The sequence below is a fragment of the Streptomyces griseorubiginosus genome (assembly GCF_036345115.1).
GTDB lineage: Bacteria > Actinomycetota > Actinomycetes > Streptomycetales > Streptomycetaceae > Streptomyces > Streptomyces griseorubiginosus_C.
Genome location: NZ_CP107766.1, coordinates 577,206 through 596,148, shown reverse-complemented (window position 1 = coordinate 596,148; position 18,943 = coordinate 577,206). Strand labels below are relative to the sequence as shown.

11 protein-coding genes and 1 pseudogene are annotated in these 18,943 nt (G+C 72.8%); 2 read left to right on the top strand and 10 right to left on the bottom strand.

Annotation, left to right across the window (positions count from 1 at the left end; translation table 11 throughout):
- Positions 1-2 precede the first annotated feature (2 nt).
- The 5 genes from OHN19_RS02760 to OHN19_RS02740 all read right to left on the bottom strand — a co-directional run bounded on the left by OHN19_RS02760 (position 3) and on the right by OHN19_RS02740 (position 7,037).
- Positions 3-2,816 carry an NHLP bacteriocin export ABC transporter permease/ATPase subunit gene (locus OHN19_RS02760; RefSeq protein ID WP_330262546.1) on the bottom strand — a complete coding sequence of 938 codons (2,814 nt, stop codon included), beginning with the start codon at positions 2,814-2,816 and terminating at the stop codon, positions 3-5.
- A 1-nt stretch (position 2,817) separates the two neighbouring features.
- Positions 2,818-5,040 carry an NHLP family bacteriocin export ABC transporter peptidase/permease/ATPase subunit gene (locus tag OHN19_RS02755; protein ID WP_330262545.1) on the bottom strand — a complete coding sequence of 741 codons (2,223 nt, stop codon included), beginning with the start codon at positions 5,038-5,040 and terminating at the stop codon, positions 2,818-2,820.
- On the bottom strand, positions 5,037-5,843 hold the full coding sequence (locus tag OHN19_RS02750) for an HlyD family efflux transporter periplasmic adaptor subunit (RefSeq protein WP_330262544.1): 807 nt from the start codon (positions 5,841-5,843) through the stop codon (positions 5,037-5,039). The genes OHN19_RS02755 and OHN19_RS02750 overlap by 4 nt, the downstream gene beginning before the upstream one ends.
- A 114-nt stretch (positions 5,844-5,957) precedes the next feature.
- Positions 5,958-6,173: a type A2 lantipeptide gene (locus OHN19_RS02745; RefSeq protein WP_123765787.1), complete on the bottom strand. Its 216-nt coding sequence runs from the start codon at positions 6,171-6,173 to the stop codon at positions 5,958-5,960.
- 450 nt (positions 6,174-6,623) lie between these two features.
- A complete protein-coding gene (locus OHN19_RS02740) occupies positions 6,624-7,037 on the bottom strand; it encodes a PaaI family thioesterase (RefSeq protein ID WP_330262543.1) in 414 nt (137 codons plus the stop codon).
- A gap of 192 nt (positions 7,038-7,229) precedes the next feature.
- On the opposite strand from OHN19_RS02740, the gene OHN19_RS02735 reads away from it, so the two are divergent.
- Positions 7,230-8,660 carry a S1 family peptidase gene (locus tag OHN19_RS02735; protein WP_330262542.1) on the top strand — a complete coding sequence of 477 codons (1,431 nt, stop codon included), beginning with the start codon at positions 7,230-7,232 and terminating at the stop codon, positions 8,658-8,660.
- Between the two features lie 242 nt (positions 8,661-8,902).
- Here the strand turns inward: OHN19_RS02735 and OHN19_RS02730 are convergent, their stop codons facing one another.
- Positions 8,903-11,050 carry a SpoIIE family protein phosphatase gene (locus tag OHN19_RS02730; RefSeq protein ID WP_330262541.1) on the bottom strand — a complete coding sequence of 716 codons (2,148 nt, stop codon included), beginning with the start codon at positions 11,048-11,050 and terminating at the stop codon, positions 8,903-8,905.
- Between OHN19_RS02730 and OHN19_RS02725 the strand changes: the two are divergent.
- Positions 11,027-11,914 (top strand): annotated as a pseudogene (locus OHN19_RS02725) (LuxR C-terminal-related transcriptional regulator); the annotation flags it as partial. The gene OHN19_RS02730 and the pseudogene OHN19_RS02725 sit on opposite strands and share 24 nt — an antisense overlap.
- Here the strand turns inward: OHN19_RS02725 and OHN19_RS02720 are convergent.
- The 4 genes from OHN19_RS02720 to lanKC form a co-directional block, all read right to left on the bottom strand.
- Positions 11,837-14,056, bottom strand: a complete 2,220-nt coding sequence (locus OHN19_RS02720) for an ABC transporter ATP-binding protein (protein WP_330262540.1) — start codon at positions 14,054-14,056, stop codon at positions 11,837-11,839. The pseudogene OHN19_RS02725 and the gene OHN19_RS02720 overlap by 78 nt on opposite strands.
- Positions 14,053-15,954: an ABC transporter ATP-binding protein gene (locus tag OHN19_RS02715; protein WP_330262539.1), complete on the bottom strand. Its 1,902-nt coding sequence runs from the start codon at positions 15,952-15,954 to the stop codon at positions 14,053-14,055. The genes OHN19_RS02720 and OHN19_RS02715 overlap by 4 nt, the downstream gene beginning before the upstream one ends.
- Before the next feature lie 87 nt (positions 15,955-16,041).
- Positions 16,042-16,158 (bottom strand): SapB/AmfS family lanthipeptide, encoded by a 117-nt coding sequence (locus tag OHN19_RS02710; RefSeq protein ID WP_020117173.1) that lies wholly within the window; start codon positions 16,156-16,158, stop codon positions 16,042-16,044.
- A 59-nt stretch (positions 16,159-16,217) separates the two neighbouring features.
- Positions 16,218-18,881: a class III lanthionine synthetase LanKC gene (gene lanKC, locus OHN19_RS02705; RefSeq protein ID WP_330262538.1), complete on the bottom strand. Its 2,664-nt coding sequence runs from the start codon at positions 18,879-18,881 to the stop codon at positions 16,218-16,220.
- Positions 18,882-18,943: the final 62 nt, after the last annotated feature.

Genomic DNA, 18,943 nt, shown 5'->3' with positions numbered 1-18,943 from the left:
GCTCACGCCATCTGCCGCCGCACCAGCTCGTGCAGCCGGCCGCCGGTGTCCGCGAGCAACTGCGCGGGCGGCCCCTGCTGGGCGACCTTGCCGTTCTCCATCACGATCACCCGGTCGGCGTCCAGCACCGTGGACAGGCGGTGGGCGATGACGACCCGGGTGGCGTTGAGGGCCTTGGTGGACTCGATGACCGTGCGCTGGGTGTCGTTGTCCAGGGCGCTGGTCGCCTCGTCGAAGAAGAGGATCCGCGGCCGCCGGATCAACGCCTGCGCGATCATGAGCCGTTGGCGCTGACCGCCGGAGATGGCCCCGCTGCCCGAGACGATGGTGTGCAGCCCCATCGGCATCCGCTGGATGTCCTCCGCCAGCCCCGCCATCGCGGCCGCCGCCATCGCCTCCTCGGGCGTGTAGGGCTCGGTGCCGCAGATGACGTCCAGGATGGACCCGGTGAACGGCTGGGCGTGCTGGAGCACGACACCGCACTGCCTGCGCACCGCCGACTGGTCGAGGGCCGCCAGGTCCTGACCGTCGTAGAGGACACTCCCGGAGACCGGGCGGTCGAAGCCGATCAGCAGCCTGAGCAGGGTCGACTTGCCGCAGCCGCTGGGGCCGACGATCGCCACGAACTCGCCGGGCCGGATCTCGAAGGACACGTCGTCCAGGATCAGGGGACCGTCGTCGGAGTAGCGGAAGGAGAGCCTGCGGGCCTCCATCGCCCCAGTCAGCGGGCCCGGCCGGGTGCTCGCGGTGCGCACCTCCGGCTGCGCCTCCAGGACCGGCTTGATCTCCTCGAACAGGGGGAGCACGGCCACCGCCGAGACGAACGCGCCGGTGAGTGAGGTGACCGCGGTCAGCAGCATGGTCACCGAGGTGTTGAAGGTGAGGAACGCGGACGCCGACATCGAGCCGCGCGCCGGGCCCGCCAGCAGCATGAACATCAGCAGGGTGCACAGCGGCAGATAGACCGAACCCAGCACCGTGGTGAGGTTCTTGATCCGGCCGACCTTCTGCTGGAGCTCGCGGCTGCGGGCGAACTCCGAGGCCCAGGCCGCGTACGCGTAGTTCTCGGCCGCCGCGACCCGGAGCTTGGGCAGTCCGCGCAGGGTCTGGAAGGCCTGGTTGTTCAGCTTGTTGCCGAGCACCACGAGCCGTCGCTGCCAGCGCACCTGCCACAGCCCGAGCCCGAGGAATCCGGCGGCGATGACGACGAGCATGCCGATCGCCGCCATCGCCATCGGGACGCTGTACCAGAACAGCAGGCCAAGGTTCATCGCACCGACGGTCACGGACTGGGCGACCGTCGGACCGATGCCCGCCATCATCCGGCGGATCGAGGAGATCCCCATGGCCTGGCTGGCCAGTTCGCCGGTCGAGCGCTCGGTGAAGAACTTGGTCGGCAGCCTCAACAGCCGGTCCCAGACGGCCGGTTGGAGGGTCGCCTCGATGCGGCCCTCCAGGCGGAGCATGGTGAGGTTCTGGAGCAGCATGAAGGCCGCCGTCACCACACCGCTGACCATCACCGCCAGACACACCTGCACGATCAGACCGGTCTGCGCCTTCGGCACGAACTCGCCGAGCACCTTGCCGGTCGCGATCGGCAACAGCGCCCCGATCGCCACCGTCACCAGACCGCTGAGCAGCAGGTTCGTCACATCGCCGCCCGTGCCGCGCATGCTGAACCGGACCAGCCCGAGCGGGCTCAGCTTCCGGTCGGGCAGCGGACGGTAGAACATCACCGCGCGCGGCTCGAACTCCTCCGCGTTGTCCTTCTCGATCGGCGTCTCACGCCCGGTCGCCGGATGCACGGCCACATAGCCGCCGCGCCTCCACAGCAGCGCGACCGGCGCGCCTGACAAGGCCCGGTGACCCACCAGCGGCCCCACGTTGTCCCGCCACCAACTGCCGTCCAGGCGCACCGACCTGATGCGGACGCGCGAGGCGAGGGCGATCCGCTCGACCGGGTCGAGACGGTCGCTCTCGGTGCCGCCCTGCGCGTTGTCGGCGAGCGTGATCCCGGCCGCGTCGGCGACCAGCCTGCACGCCGCGTAGCTCGCGTCGGCGTCGGCGGCCGTCGCGCGCTGCTTCGACTTGCCGATGGACGCGAGCAGGGTCCGGTCGGCCTGTGCGCGCACCGCCTCACCGGCCTTGATGCCGGCCGCCGTCCTGGTCTCGTGGGTGCGCTCCAGCTGCTCGATCCAGCGGTCCAGCGTGGTCAGCAGCCGGTACTGCTGATCGACCATGGACTGCCAGACCCCGGGGTCCATCAGCAGGTCGGCGGCGGCCTCGGCGCCGTAGAGCGAGCCGTACTGCACGCTGCCCGGCGGCACCTGCATCCAGAACACGTCGTCGTCGGTGGGGGCCGCGGCCCGCTCGTCGGCCATCGGCGCCTGGAAGAGGATGGAGAGGCTACGGCCGACACCGAGCGCCAGGGCGTACTCCAGCGGGCTCGTCGTCGGCGGCACGTACTGGGGGTTGCCGTACTCGTCGTACGACCAGGTCTGGGTGTTCGCCGGCTCGTACAGCTCGCGCAGGCCGATGCGGTGGACCACACAGTCCCTCAAGGGCCGCGCCACCAGCGTGTGTTGGGGACCGGCCACGGGGCCCAGGAGCAGCGCGCCCGGCTCCAGTCGGCCCAAGTGGTGCCAGTGGCCCTGCTGTTCGGCGTCCACCGCGAACAGGTCCACCGCGCCCGACACGACCAGCCACAGCACCTGCGGACCTTCGAGGTCCAGGCGGCTGAAACCGGCGCAGTCGATGCGCGTGCCCATCTGCCCGAGGGCATTGAGGACGACATCCCCTTCGTGTGCGGTCGTCATCTCACCGTTCCTTGACCAGCGCCGCGTACGCGCCACCGCGCGCCACCAGCTCCTCGTGCCGCCCGCGCTCCACGATCGTGCCGTGTTGCAGTACGACGATCTCGTCGCTGTCGCGCACGGTGCTGAGCCGGTGCGCGATCACGACACAGGCGCAGCCGCGCTTGCGCAGGTTGTCCATGACGACCAGCTCGGTCTCCGCGTCCAGCGCGCTGGTCACCTCGTCGAGGACCAGGATGCTGGGCCTGCGCACCAACGCCCGTGCGATCTCCAGGCGTTGACGCTGGCCGCCGGAGAAGTTGCGGCCGTCCTGCTCGACCCTGCTGTGGATGCCGCCGGGCCGGCGCGTGACCACGTCGTACAGGGCCGCGTCCCGCAGCGCGTCCACCACCGCGTCGTCCGGGATCGACGGGTCCCACAGCGCCACGTTGTCGCGGACCGAGCCCTCGAAGAGGAAGACGTCCTGGTCGACGAAGGACACCGAGGAGGCGAGCGCGCCGCGCGGGATGTCGTCCAGGCGCCTGCCGTCGATGCGGATCACGCCCTCCCAGGGCGTGTACAGGCCCGAGATCAGCCGGGAGACGGTCGACTTGCCGCTGCCGGAGCCGCCGACCAGCGCCACCTGCTGGCCCGGGCCGACGGTCAGGTCGAAGCCGGTGAGCAGCGGCTTGTCGAGCGGGTTGTAGCCGAAGGTGATGTTCTGGAGCTCGACGTGGCCGTGGAGGCGGCGCGTCGAGTCGCCGGCGCCGGGGCGGCCGTAGAGCGGGTCGGCCTTGAAGTTCTCCACGTCCTTCAGGCGGGCCACGTCCGCCGCGAAGTCCTGGATGCGCCCGGCCACGCCGTTGAGGCGGGTGATCGGGGCGGTGAAGCGGGTGACCAGGGCCTGGAAGGCGACCAGCAGACCGACCGAGATACCGCCCTCGACGGCCCGCATGCCGCCGATCCACAGGATGAGCGCGCTGTTGAAGGTGGCCAGCATCGGCGCGACCACGCCCAGCCACGCGCTCGGCACCCCCAGCTTCTGCTGCTCCTCAAGGGTGGTGGCGTGCTGTCCCGCCCACTTGCGGAAGTAGCCGTCCTCGCCGCCGGTCGCCTTCATGGTCTCGATCAACTGGAGGCCGGTGTAGGCGGTGTTGGTGAGCCGGGCGCTGTCCGCGCGGAGCTTGGCCGTGCGGGTGGCGCGCAGCCGGATCACGATCCGCATGGCGACCACGTTCAGCAGGGCCACCCCGATGCCGACATAGGTGAGCTGCGGGTCGTAGGTGTAGAGAAGGATCGCGTACAGGACGACGACCACCGCGTCGACGCCGGCGGCCGCGAGGTCCCGGGCCAGCGTCTCGGCGACCTGGTCGTTGGACTGGAGGCGCTGGACGAGGTCGGCCGGGCTGCGCTGGGAGAAGAACGTCACCGGCAGCCGCAGCAGATGGCGCAGGAAGCGGGCGCTGGACAGGGTCGAGGAGATGATCCGGCCGTGCAGCAGGTTCGCCTGCTGGAGCCAGGTCAGGGCGAGGGTGAGCGCTACGCAGGCCCCCATCGACGCGAACAGCACGCCGAGCAGCGAGGTCTGTCCGCCGATCAGGAACATGTCGATATAGGTACGGCTCAGCGCGGGGGTGGCCGCGCCGACCAGCACCAGCAGCAGGCTCGCCAGGACCGCCGTCGGCATGGTGCCCGCGGTGCCGCGCAGCCGGGCCGGCATCGCGCCCAGCACACCGGGCTTGCGGCCGCCCTTGGTGAAGCCCTCGCCCGGCTCCATCACCAGCACGACACCGGTGAAGCTGCCGTCGAAGTCCTCCATGGGGACGAAACGGCGGCCCTTGCCGGGGTCGTTGATGTAGACCCCGCGGCGGCCGAAGCGGCGGCCCATGCCGTCGTAGACGACGTAGTGGTTGAACTCCCAGAACAGCACGGCCGGCGTCCTCACCTCGGCGAGGGCGGCCGTGTCCATCTGCATGCCCTTGGCCGTCAGACCGTAACTGCGGGCCGCCTTCAGGAGATTGCTGGCACGTGAGCCGTCCCGGGAGACACCGCAGGCGATCCGCAGCTCCTCCAGCGGGACGTGCTTGCCGTAGTGGCCCAGCACCATCGCGAGGGAGGCCGCGCCGCACTCCACCGCCTCCATCTGGAGGACGGTCGGCGTACGGACCGTCTTCGCCCTCCCCTTGGGAACCGGGCGCTTGGGCGGGGCCGAGCGGCGTCTGCCGCGGGTGTCCTGTGCGGTGCTCACGGCAGCAGCCAATCGACGGGACGCTGGTCGGCCAGCCGGATCGAGCCCGAGGCCACGGTCATGGAGGTAAGGGCGAACGGCGGACCCTCGGCAGAGGACCACCGGTAACCGCTCTTCGTCTCCTTCGACTTGTCCAGCTTCACGAGGACGGCGACCGGACGGCCGTCCTTGGTGAACTGCTCACCGAGCTGGCTGTCCCCGAGGAACGCGGCGATCTGCTGCGCCGACTGCGCCGAGCGGTCCACCGACTTCACATGGCCGCGCAGCACGCCGTACTCCTGGGTCGGCACCGAGGACACGGTCAGGTCCACGGCCGCGTCCTCCGGGATGGAGGCCGCGTTCTCCGCGGGCACGTACACCGTGGCGTACAGGGGGTCGGTCGCGTGGGCGACCTTCTCCACGGCGGCGACGTTCGCACCGGTCGAGATGATCTGCCCGATGGTGGCCGCGAGGGCGGTGACCCGGCCCGCGGCGACGGTACGGACGACGGAGTCGCCGTCGGCCGTACGGACCTTCAGCACGGGGGAGTCGGCGGGCAGCTGCTCGCCCTCCTCGGCGATCACCTGGGTGACCTGGCCCGCGACCGGGCTCTGCAGGATGTAACTGCCCTGCCCGTGCGTGAGGATGGCGGGCGCGCTCACCGTGGACGCGACCGAGCCGGTCACCGCCCACACCGACGCGGCGGCCATCACGACCACCGTCACGGACATCACGAGCCAGCCCTGCGGACGGGCGAAGCGCACCGGGAGGTCGAGTTCCTCCGGCGACTGGAGCTTGGCGAGGGCCTGTTGGCGGAACTGCACGGGATTCTTCCCTCACCTGGAGATGATTCAGAGCACCCGAAAGTCCCGGAACCGCCGGTTTGCGGTCCGGGACGGGTCGACCACAAGTGAGTGATCAGATCGCAGGAAGTGCGATCAGAGGCCGGCGACCAGGCCGGTGACCGGGGCGGTGTTCAGGCCGGTCACACCCTCGACGGTGCCGACGGCCGTGTTGACCAGGCCGGAAACCGGGGCGACGCCGTCCACCAGGTCGGTGACGGTGCCGAGGGCGTTCAGCTGCAGGCCGCCGGAGACGGTGTCGAGGTCGGCGTCCGAGATCTCGACGGTCTCAACCTGGGGGGTGGAGTTCATGATGGAACTTCCCTTCGTATGGGTATTTCACAAGGGGGGAGCGGCCCCCTCTGGGGACAGATGACGGCCGCAATCGCATGGCACCGGATTCCGTTTCCGGAAGACCCGACGGCCCTGCGGTGCGATGGATCAAAGCACGCCGTCACTCCGCCCTTCCAATCAACCACCCGCCTCACCAGGGAACTTGAGTCACAGAAACCTTCATCCGTGCAGAACTGCGCACGCCTTGGTGCCGACTTCTTCACATGTGATGTCACGACGGCGTGAACGGGTCCTTGCCGTCCCCGAGGCGAATGCGACACTCCTCGCCAATGTCATGGCTCCCGTTCCGCGCTTGTGCAGAACTTTCGCCTTCGGTGGCTCGGTTGCGCATTCGATGTGCAGATTCGCTGAAGAGGGGATTCGGGGCGGAAACCACGACGGACCGTCGTCGGCCGCTCGCTGAGCGTGTCAGCCCAGGAGTGCGTAGACCGTGCTCGCCCGGGCCGCGAGATCACCGGACGCGGAGTCCGTCATCGTGATGTCGGCGAACGCCATGCGGCGGCCCAGCTTGGTGAGGACCGCCTTGATCAGGACATCCGAACCGGTCACCGCCCGCTGGAAACTCGTGGACTGCTGAACCGTCGTCATGGGCGCGAAGCCGCCCCGGGCCGCGCAGACGGCGATCACGGTCGCGGTGTCGGCGGCGGCCATCAGCGCCTGCCCGCAGAGCCCGCCGCCCTCCCTGGCCAGCCGCTGTGACCAGGGAAGTCGCAGAATCGCGTGGTCGTCGCCGAGCGACTCGACCGTCAGACCGAGATCGAGAACCCAAGGGGCGAAGTTGTCGGCGAGGATCTTGTCGGCTTCGGCGGGCGTCATCGTCATATGGGGGATTCTTCCCGTCCACGGCCCGCCCGGTACCACCCCTGGCCGAATCGGCATGGCAATCCAGGCGTAAAGAAACGGCATTGAACGCACCGCGCGCACCGCCCGTACCCATGGCCATCCAGGCGCCCCGAACAACCGACTGCCGCACGGCGGTCACAAGACTCCGGTCCCCCCAGGAGGTCGAGAAGTTTGAGTCACAAGCGAATTCCGAAGCGCAAGGCCGCGTTCGCGGCAGGCACCGTGGTGGCGCTCGGAGCGGCCGCGATTCTGCTGCCCAACGCCAACGCGTCCCAGGACGGCTCGTCGAACGACGCGGCGGCCATCGCGCCCAAGACTCTGAAGGCGTCGGACGCCTCGGATCTCGCCTCGCAGCTCGAGGAGTTGCTGGGTGACGCCTTCGCCGGGTCCTACTACGACTCCGACAGCGGCCAGCTCGTCGTGAACGTCATATCCGGCGACAACAACAACGTCGTCGTGCAGGCGAAGAAGGCAGGCGCCAAGGTCCGCGAGGTCGAGAACAGCCTCCCCGAACTGGCGGCCGGCGCGAAGACCCTGAAGGAGGAGGCGACCATCCCGGGCACCGCCTGGGCCGTCGACCCGCGCACCAACAAGATCCTCGTGACCGCCGACAGCACGGTCACCGGCGACAAGTGGAACACCCTCGAGTCGACCGTGAAGAGCCTCGGCTCCGACATGGCCACCGTCAAGAAGTCGGCCGGCACGTTCAAGACCTTCGTCTCCGGCGGTGACGCGATCTTCGGCGGCGGCGCCCGCTGCTCGCTGGGCTTCAACGTCACCGCGGGCGACGGCAGCCCCGCCTTCCTGACGGCCGGTCACTGCGGGGTCGCGGCCGAGCAGTGGTCGGACTCCGAGACCGGCGAGCCGATCGCCACCGTCGACCAGGCCACCTTCCCCGGTGACGGCGACTTCGCGCTCGTCAAGTACGACGACCCGGCGACCCAGGCGCCCAGCGAGGTCAACGTCGGTGGCGGCCAGACCGTCGCCATCAACCAGGCCGCGGACGCCGAGGTCGGCGCCCAGGTGTTCCGGATGGGCTCCACCACGGGGCTCGCCGACGGCCAGGTCCTCGGACTCGACGCCACCGTCAACTACCCCGAGGGCACCGTCACCGGACTCATCCAGACCGACGTCTGTGCCGAGCCCGGCGACAGCGGCGGCTCGCTCTTCACCCAGGACGGCTCCGCGATCGGTCTGACCTCCGGCGGCAGCGGCGACTGCACGGTCGGCGGCGAGACCTTCTTCCAGCCGGTGACCACCGCGCTCCAGGCGGTCGGCGCCACGCTCGGCGCGGGTGACGCGGCCGGCGGCGCGGGCGGCGACCAGGCGGGCGGCGAGGAAGCCGGCGCCGGTGACGAGGCGGGCGCCGGTGGCGACGCCGGGGCCGGTGCGGGCGACGAGGCGGGCGCGGGCGAAGAGGCCGGTGCCGGCGGCGACGCGAGCGCGAGCCCGGGTGACGAGGCCGGCGCGGGCCAGGAAGTCGGCGGCGAGGAGGCCGGCGGCGACGTGATCGGCGGCCAGGACGCGGGCAACGGCCAGGACGCCGGCAACGGCGCGGGCGACGCCGGTGCGGGCGACGCCGCGGGCCAGGCGCACAACTGACGTCCCGTCGGTTCAGCACCACACCCTGAACCGGCCGCGTCGGCAGCGGTCCCCCCACTCCCACCGCCGCTGCCGACGCCGGCCACAGACCACCTCCCGGCCACGCGCGGTTCCGGCCCGGGAGGTGCAACGGTCCGGCCCTCCGGCGGGAGGGCCGGACCGGCGCGTTGTGGGTCCGTACGCCCGGTGGGTCGGGACGCCCGGTGGGTCGGGATGCCCGGCAGGTCGGTCGGGAGCCCCGGTCAGCCGTCCGCCCGCAGCAACAGCAGCGCCACGTCGTCGTTCCGCTCCCGCGCGGCCGCGCTGCGGCGGACCAGTTCGTAGGCGAGTTCGTCGAGCGGCCGGTCACCGGTCTCGGCGAGCTGCCGCCCGAGCTCCGCGAGCGCGTCCTCGATGTCGACGCCGGGCGACTCGATCAGGCCGTCGGTGTAGAGCGCGAGGACGCTGCCCGGCGCCAGCTCCACCTCCGTCGTCGGATAGCCGGCCGAGCCGTCGATGCCCAGCAGCGGTCCGCCGGCCAGGTCCAGGACCCGCACCCGGCCGTCCGGCCGGCGCAGCAGCGGCGGCGGATGTCCGGCCCGCGCCATGACCGCCCGCCCCCGCTCCGGGTCGAGCCCCAGATACAGGCAGCTGGCGAACAACTCCGCGCCCAGGTCGATCAGCAGCCGGTTGGTGGAGCGCATGACCTCCTCCGGCGTCTGGCCGACGGTCGTGTACGCCCGTACCGCCGTCCGGATCTGCCCCATCAGCCCGGCCGCCGTCACGTTGTGCCCCTGCACGTCACCGATCACCGCGGCCGCCCTGCCGTTCACCGGTACCAGGTCGTAGAAGTCGCCCCCGATGTCCATGCCCTGAGTGGCCGGCAGATAGCGGGCCGCCGCCTCGACGCCCGGCAGCACGGGCAGGGTGTGCGGCAGCAGAGCCGCCTGCAGGCCGTGCGCCAGCTGGTGCTTGGCGTCGTACAGCACGGCCCGCTCCAGGGCCTGGGCGATCAGCCCGCCCAGACTGGTCAGCACCGCCCGCTCGTCCGCGGGGAAGGGATGCCGCTCGGCGTAGGCCAGCACACAGGTGCCGACGGGGCGTCCGGAGGCGATCAGCGGCAGATAGGCCCAGGCGGCGAACCCGTCGGGGGTGGCGAGCCGCCCGGGGTACAGGTGCTCCAACTGCTCGCGGGAGTCGAAGAACGCGGGCACGCCGGTGCTCAGGGCATGGGTGCCCGGCGTCGGTTCGGTCAGCGGCAGCCCGTTGAACCGCTCCACGATCCGGGCGTCGGGGTAACCGCGGTGTCCGAGCACATGCAGGCGCCCGCCCCGGGAGCCGAGCACCACCAGCGCCTGGCTGCCCACCGCCGGGGCGATCTCGTCCGCTACCAGCTGCACCACGTCCTGCACACCGACCGCCTCGGTCAGCGCTCCGGCCAGGCTCAGCACCTGCGAGATCGTCACCAGCCGGGACGGCGAGGCGCCGGGCTGCGGGCCGGTCCGGTTCATCTCCGCCACCGCCCGGGCCCGGCTGACCCGGACGCTCAGCCCGGTGGTGCTCGGGTACAGCCGGAACGACAGCCAGTCGCCGGGCGGCCGCAGCGCCACGAAGGACGTGCTGTGCTGGCTGAGCAGCGCGGCCCGGTAACGGTCCTCGTAGACCGGGTCGTTGAGCCAGGGCACCGCAGCCCACAACTGCGAGCCCAGCAACTGGGAGACCGGGACGCCGATCAGCTCGGCCGCCGCCGCGTTGGCGAAGGACACCCGCCCGTGCAGATCGAGCGAGCACAGCCCGTACGGCAGCCGGGACACCATCCGCGCGGCCTCCACCGTGCCCAGCGTCCCGGCCGCACCGCCGACCGGTGCCGATCCCAGCAGATCCGGCTCGGCGTGCGGCGGCACACTGTCCTCCACGGCCCGTTCCAGCCGCACCGCGAGCCGCTCGCAGGCCGCGACCAGATGATCCCGCTCGCGGTCGGACAGGTCCGGCGGGTGCGAACCGGGCCAGGTCACGAAGACCGCGCCGTACACCTTGGACGGGGTTGCCACCGGCACCGCGGCCAGTGCGAACGGATACGGCAGCACCACCGCGATCCGCGGGAAGCGGCGCGCCATCTCCTGTTCGCCGCCGACCCACACCAGCCGCCGGTCCCGCACCGCCTCCGCCACCGGGATCGGGGCGCTCAGCCCCACCCGCTCCCAGGGCGCCGCGAACGCCCGGGGCAGGCCCGCCATCACCGCCATCTCCAGCACCGGTTCGTCGGCGGCCAGCAGATAGACCGCGCCGGAGTGGGCGTGGACCTCGTCCATCATCGAGGCGAGCGCCAGGGAGAGCAGGGGGCGTCCCACGCGGGTCCGGGCGCTCGTCGGCGCCGGGGCGGACGTATGCCCGTCGGACACGCCGACCACCTCCTCGCACGGGCGCGTGCCCAAGGGGGCGCGGGCCGCTGTCGCGAGCCGGGTCCCCAAGGATCAAATCTCCACCCTCCCGGCGCGTCCCGCACGGCGAGCGTTCACCCCGTGCGGGCACAGGAGTGCCCGGGCGACGGCGAGGACCGCCGCGTACCCCCTCGACCCCGGACCATGCCACCCCAGTCGAAGCGCGCGGCGGCACACGGGCGCCCTGAGTGCGCCCCCGCGCACCCTGATGGCCAATTCTTCGCGCCCGACGGCGGTCCGGGACCCGAACAATGGGGCACGCGTTCATGCCACGGAAACAAAGAGGCGAGTCGAGGGGGACGAGCAGTGATCCGGGTGCTTCTGGTGCACGACGCGTGTCTGGAGAGATCGGTACTGGCGGAGTGGCTCCGCCGGGAACCGGACCTCGGGGTGTTCGACACCCCGTGGCACACCGCGCCGAGCCGCCTGCGATCCGTGCGTCCGGACGTCTGCGCGGCCGACCTCGAATGCTCCGACGCGTACGGCATCCCGCCCCTGGGCGAGTTATCCGTGCGCGAGCCGGACCGGAGTCCGCCGCGCTTACTCGTGATGGCCAGCGCCAACCGGCCGGGGCTGCTCAAGCGGGCCGTCGAGGCGGGGGCGCTCGGATACGTGGACAAGGAGGGGGCGGCGCCGGAGCGGCTGGTGCGGGGGATCCGCCGGGTCGCCGAGGGGAAACGTTTCGTCGATGACTCGCTCGGCTTCGGCTTCCTCCAGGCCGCGGAGATGCCGCTGACCAGACGGGAGCTGAGCGTGTTATCCCTCGCGGCGGAGGGGGCCTCCATCGCGGAGATCGCGGGAAGCCTGCATCTGTCCCACGGGACGGTGCGCAACTACATGGCCGCGATCACCCGCAAGACCGGGGCCCGCAACCGCATCGACGCGATCCGGATCTCGCAGGGCCAGGGGTGGCTCTGACGGGTCTGGAGGGGCGGTCTGGTGCGGTGGTGCGGCCTGCTTCTGTGGTGCGGCCTGGTTCGGTGGTACGGCCGTCCAGCCGCCCACGAGGGCGCGGTAGGCCGGTGACTCGCGCACCAGCTCGTCATGGGTGCCGTACGCCGTGTGCGGGCCGTCCATCAGCAGCACGTGACCGGCGCGGCGGGCCGAGCTGATGCGGTGGGCGACGACGACCAGTGTCGTCCCCGGCCGCTCGGCGAAGGCCCGCTCGGCACGCTCCTCGGCGCGTGGGTCGAGGTGGCAGGTCGCCTCGTCGAGCAGGACGAGGGGGGCGGGGGACAGGTAGGCCCGGGCCAGCGCGACGAGCTGGCGCTCACCCGCGGACAGTGCGGCCGGGTCCACGGTCGCCCGAGGCCCGCCGAGCGCCTCGAGCAGCGGGGTCAGCCCGACCGCCTCGGCCGCCGCGAGCAGCTCCGCCTCGGGCACCGGCCCGGACCGCAGGTGCGCGAGGTTCTCGGCGAGGGTGCCGGTGTGGACGTACGCCTCCTGCGGGATCAGCACGCGCCCGGCGGCGGCCCCGGGGGAGGGCACGGGGTGCCCGCACACCCGGATCTGCCCACCCGTGGGCCGGAGCAGCCCGGCGACCAGAGCGGTGAGCGTGGACTTCCCGATCCCACTGGGCCCTACGACGGCCAGATGGGCCCCGGGCGCGAGGGCGAGGTCCAGCCGGTCGACGACGGGGGTGGCGGCGGGGCCGTAGGCGAAGGTGAGGGAGGTGAGGGCGAGGGCGGGGGGTTCGGCGGGTGTGCTGTGGGACGGCGAGCGGAGCTTGGCGGGACGCGGACCGTCTGCCCCGGCGGAGGCGGCACCGGAATCGTGGCGGGCCGGCCGAGCCGCCAGGCGGGGGCGGGGGCCCGATCCGCCCCGAAGCCGCTCGGGCCGTGCGTCGGCCTCGGAGTCCTGGACAGCCGCCTCTGCGTCGACCGGGAGGGGGCGGGGCGGGTCTTGCGGCGGTACGGCCCCGTCGACGTGAGCCGGGTCTCCCGCGCAGGGGGCCGGGCCGGGCTCGGGGTGAGGGCTCGCCTCGTCGGTTCGGGCCGGGGTGCTCGCGCTCGGCCCGTTCTGCGTGTCCGGCTCGCGGAGCAGGCGTCGTAGGACCACCACCAGCCGTGAGCCGCTTGTGCCCAGGCCGTGGACCAGGTTGTGGAGGGCGGGGAGCAGCGACTGCGTGACGTAGGCGAGGGCGCCGACCAGGGCGCCCGCGGTGACGTCGTGGGAGAGGAGCCAGGGGGCACAGACGAGGAGGAGCACGATCGGGAGCTGGCCGCCGAGGGCGAGGGCGGCCACGCGCAGGACGGACCAGTGGGCCAGGGCATACGCCGCCCGCTGTTCCGTGTCGACCAGTCGGCCCGCGTCGGCCGAGACCCGGTCCTCCGCCCCGGCCGCCGTGACGTCCCGCAGCCCCGGGCAGACCCTGCCGAGACCTTCGGCCAGAGCCTCGTCGGCGACCAGGAAATCCTCCTGGCGCCGGGCCAGCGGCCGCAGCGTGGCCGCGAACAGGCCCAGTCCGGCGGCCAGCGGCGGTCCCACCACCAGCAGGAGCAGCGGGTCGAGCGAGGCCAGCCCTACGACGGCCCCGGCCGCCGTGAACACGAACGAACGCGACACCATCACCAGCCCTGCGAGGGTGTCCCGTGCGATCTCCACCTGCTGGGTCAGCCCGGACAGCGCACCCGCGTCCGCCTCCCGCACCCCGCGCCCGACGACCCGCCGGACCAGGGCGTCCCGCAGCGGTTCGACCAACGCGGCGACGGCGGCGTACACCCGTACCGTTCCGTACGCCCCGACGAGCACGCCGAGTCCGGCCACGCCGAGCCACACCAGTCCCACGCCGGGACGACCGGCCAGGAACCCCTCGTCCAGGGCGTGGGCGGGCGCGTACCCGGTGAGGAAGGTCTGCGCGGTCTCCAGCACCGACCACCCGCCGAGCCGGCCGAGAACCCGCCACCGGGCCCGCAGGTACCTCAGCCCGCCGGCGTAGACCCCGCCGGTCACGGCACCACCCCGGACGGACGTCATGACGACTCCCCACCGCCAGAAGCGGGCTTGCCCGGTGCGCCGCTCTCCGGTGCAGCCCCGTCCGGAACACCGTGTTCTGAAGCAGCCCGTTCCAGGGGCCGCCTCTTCGGAGCACCACCGTCTGGAGCTCCCGACGCCACAGGGCCCGCACCCCAAGCCCCCGCGCCGACAACCCCCGTGTCCGCAACGTCCCCCTCCGCAGCCCCCGCCTCCACCCCCTCCGCGAACACCCCCCGATACTCCGCCACCCGCCACAGCTCCTCGTGTCGCCCCACCGCCCGGATTCGGCCGCCCTCCAGCCAGGCCACCGTGTCCGCGCGGGACGCCGTCGTGGCGCGGTGGGCGACCAGGAGGCGGGTGCCGGCTGCCCCGCCGTTCAGGAGGGCCTCGGTGATCCGGGCCTCGGTGACCGTGTCGAGGCTGGAGAGGGCGTCGTCCAGGACGAGCAGACGGCCGCCGTGGGCGAACGCCCGGGCGAGGCCGAGTCGTTGGGACTCGCCGCCGGAGCGCGGGGCGTCGGCGACGAGGGTGTCGTAGCCGTCGGGCAGACGGCGGACGAAGTCGTCGGCGTGGGCCGTGCGGGCCGCCCGCCGGACCCGGGCGGGGGAGGGGGACGGCAGACCGAGGCCGATCTCCTCCTCGAGGGTGCCGCCGAGCAGCGCGGGCCGCTCGAAGGCGAAGGCGATGGAACGGCGCAGGTCGTCGTGGGTGAGCTCGCGCAGCGGCACCCCGTCCAGCAAAACCTCGCCGGAGTCCGGTTCGGTGAGCCGCCCGGCGACCGCGGCGAGCAGCGACTTGCCCGCCCCCGACCGGCCCACCACCGCGAGCGTCGTGCCGCCCGGCACGACGAGGTCGACGCCGTCGAGCACGGCCCGGCCGCCGCGCAGGGCGGTGACGCCCCGCAGTTCCAGCCGCCCCGGACCGGGCGGCAGCCGGCGCGCGCCGTACTCGACGGGGGGTTCCGCGAGGACCTCGTCCAGGCGGCCGGTCGCCGCCCGGGCCCGGGCGAGACCGGCGAGCTGTCCCACCAGGACGCCCACGCCGGTCGCGAGGACCGCGTACCGGGAGGCGGCCAGCACCTCGCCGACCGTGACCAGGTGCCGGGCGAGCAGGACGCCGGCGACGGCCACCACACCGAGCTGGAGCAGCGGGGCGATCGCGACGGACTGGCCCGAGGCCCGGCCCTGCACCCGCCACATACGGTGTCCGGCCGCGGACAGCTCGGGCAGCGGGCGCAGGATCCGGGCCGTCTCCCGGTCCTCCGTCCCCGCCGCCCGGATGGTGCGGTGGCCGCCGACGGCCTCCGAGAGCGCCTGCGCGATCCGGCCCTGCACCTCCTGGTAGCGGGTCACGCACTCCCGGGTGTCCCGGGCGAAGGCGCGCAGCAGCAGGGCGAGGACCGGCGCTCCGGCCAGGAACACGGCCGCGAGCCAGGGGGAGATGAGGCCGAGGGCCACCACGGCGCCGACCGGCCCGGCGAGCGCGGCGAACAGGGCGGCACGCGCGGCCGGGGCCGTGCCGGCCTGGGCGGCGTTGCCGACGAGACGCGCGACGAGGTCCCCGGGCCCGAAGCGGGCGGTGGCGCGCGGGCCGACGGCCAGGACGTGCCCGGTGAGACGGCGGCGCAGCCAGGCGGTGCTGAGGGCGGTGACCGTGCCGCCGAGGACGGTCTCCACCGCGTCGAGCAGGGCGATCAGCAGGAGCAGTGCGGCGCAGTACAGCGCCCAGGAGGCTGCGGGTTCCCGCGCGAGCAGCAGGTCCAGGGTGCGGCCGAGGGCCGCGGGCAGCAACAGCGCGGCGCCGGTTCCGGCGGTGCTCACCAGGCACAGGACGAGGCAGCGGGCGGGGGCCGGACCCAGCAGGCCGGGCGGGTCCTGTGGCGCGGTGCGAGTCGTCATACGGCGGCCTTCCCGAAGGGGGCAGGACCCCGGGCGGCCCCTCCCTCGCGGGAGTGACCGCCCGGAGTCATGGGCGCACGATGCCTGTCAGAGACAGAGCGTGACGCTCGCGGCGCTGACGCAGGAGAGCAGGCTCAGCGTGCTGTTGCCGCCGCCGCCGGTGTGCTCGTCGGACTCCATCGTCTGCAGGTCGAGAAGTGCCATCTCGGTTTCCTTTCCTCGGTGTCGTCCACCCGTGGGGACGGGGTTGGGTCACGGCTCCGTCAGGTCGCGGAACCGCGTTCGTGGGGCCGCCGGAGCGGCGGCAGGAACGGCAGGTGTGCGGTGCCGGGGGCATCGGCGGCCCCGTCGGCTCCCTGGACCTCCTGGGCCGCGCCGAGCGCGAGCAGGCACCCTGCCGTTCCGGTGCCCAGGTCCATCGACAGACGCATCATCTGGTGGCCGGGGAAGGCCAGTTGGCCCTGGTAGTCCATGGCGAACCAGCCGAGGCCGTCGATCTGTTCGGCGAGCCGCTCCCGGCCCGCACCGGGCGTGTCGGTGCGCGCGAGGTGCAGGATCATCCCGGCGCGGCCCTGGAAGAGACCGGGCTGTACGTAGAAGCGGCTGGTGGCGGCGGTCAGGATGCCGGCCCGCGCCCGCTCGAACTCCCCCTCGGTGTCGGCGCCGTGGGCGAGGAAGTCGTCCAGCACCATCCCGATGCCCGCGCTGCCCTCCCCGAGGTAGGGCAGGGTCCGCCAGCCCTCGTCGACCTCCATCGAGCCGCTCGGGTGCGTCACACAGCACTCCAGGTCCCTGCGCAGCGCCACCTCGGCCGCCCTCAACAGCAGCGGCTCACCGGTGCGTTCGTACTGCCGCAGCAGGAACAGCGCGGGTCCGGTCCACCCTCGCAGCAGCCCCGCCCGGCGCTTCCTGGGCGTGTCCGGCAGGGGTTGCGCGAGTCGTCGTACGAGGACGTCGGCCGCCTCGGCGGCGCGGTCCCGCAGCTCCGACTCGCCCGTGGTGTCGGCCAGTTCACCGAGGACCAGGCCGAGTCCCGCGAGGCCGCCGTGCAGGTCGGCGGAGAGGTTCTGCCAGCGTTCCGCGAGGACCCGCCCGACGAGGTCGAGGGCGCGCTGCCGGTGGCCGAGCCGGTCCAGGACATGGGCGACGCCCGCGAGGCCGTCGTAGAGCCCGAGCGGCGTGCCCGTCGGCGGGGGCGCGGTGCGCTCCAGGAGCCAGCGCTCGCCCTCCTCGTACCGCTCGGCGCCGATCGCGTCCAGCGCGTACAGCACGCCGGCCGCGCCGTGCGCGAGCCCGAGGCCGCCGCCGTCGTTGAACTGGGTGATGTCGCCGGGGAAGAGCCGGTCCGCGCGCTCGGGGGTGGCCGAGGCGAGGATCGCCTTGACCATGGAGTCGCGGCTGTAGGGCCAGTCGCCCGGTTCGACGAAGGACCGCGCGACCGCGGCGCGCACGACCGCGCGCTCGCCGCCGGCGTCGGAGTCGTCCGGTACGGCGATGTCCCGGGTGATCTCCGCGACCGCTTCGTCGAGGAACTCCTTCGGCACGTCCGGGAACTGACGCAGGATCACCTCGGCCAGGTGGGCCGCTTTGCCCCGGTCCACCACGAACAGCGTGGTGACCGGCAGGAACAGGGCGATCCGCAGACAGGCCAGCGCGTAGCGGTCGACGTCGACGCCCTTGCGGTCCGGCGGGGCGAAGAAGCCGGGGTGGGCGACGACCTGGCGGCCGTTCTCCTCGACCGGCGCCGCCGCCTCGAAGTCGAGCAGGGAGACCGACTCCTCGTCGGGGCCGACCATGATGTTGAAGACATGGAGGTCGTTGAAGACGATCCCGCGCGCGTGCACCGCCGCAACGGCCCGCTCCACCGCCCCGTGGACGCGCACCGCCCACGCGGTGTAGTCGGCCACCGCCTCCGGGTCGGGGTCCGGGGTGAGCAGCGGATGCCGCTCGGCGAAGAACGAGTTCAGCGGGCGCCCCTCCAGGAAGTCCATGACCAGGAACCGGTGGTCGCCGAGGGTGAACCAGTCCCGCACCTCGGGCACCACGCCCGTACCCGCCACCCGCTCCAGGGCGTCCTTCTCCCGCTCCAGCCGGGCGATCGCGTCCGCCCCGTCCGCGGCGAGCCCCGCGTGCGGCCGGCCCTCCTTGAGGACGACCTTGCGCCCGTCACGGGTGTCGGTGCCGGTGTAGACACCGCCGCCGTTGGAGAAGTGCAGCGCCTTCTCGATCCGGTACGGCAGCTCGCCGACCGTCGTGGTGTTGCGGGCCTCCAGATGCGGCGCAAGGAAGTCCGGCAGCGTCACCCACTCGGGCACCTGGAAGGACGGCTCCCGCCGGTCCGGCACCAGCGTGCCCTCGCCGTTGCGCACCGCCGGCACCAGCGAGCCCCGCTCGTCGACGACGAAGGTCCGCGCGAACGCGCCGTAGCGGACGTACAGCGGGCCCTCGTACCAGCGCAGGTCGGTGAGGATGTACGGCCCCTCGAAGCCCTCCAGGAGCTTGCCCAGCTCCCGGAGCACCTCGTGCAGCTGCTCCTCGTCCGCCGGGTAGATCGTCACGAACTTCCCGCTGGTGTCGCGGGCCGCGTACTTGGTGTTGCGCAGGTGCAGCAGATGAGGGCCCGGGACGAACTTGAACGAGATGCGCCGGGGCACGCAGTAGTCCCACACGATCGCGGCGATCCGGTCCGCGTTCTCCCGGGTCGCCGAGGCGTGGATCTTCCAGCCCTGAGAAGGACCCGGCTCCGGCTTCCCGTCCGGACCGAGCGGCGTCAGCGTCAGCCAGTCACCGATCCGCGCCGCGTCCCAGCCGTCCGGCACCGCCCGGCGCGCCGTCTCGTAGACGGGCGCCTCGCCCGCCGAGATCCGGTCGGGCGTCTCGTAGAAGTGTCTGTCCGCCAGCGCGTACACCTCGTAGCGCTTGTCCATGCGTCCCCCTTCCTGGCCCGCCACAGAGCCTTCCAGCCGGGCGGTGGCCACGGACAGTCACG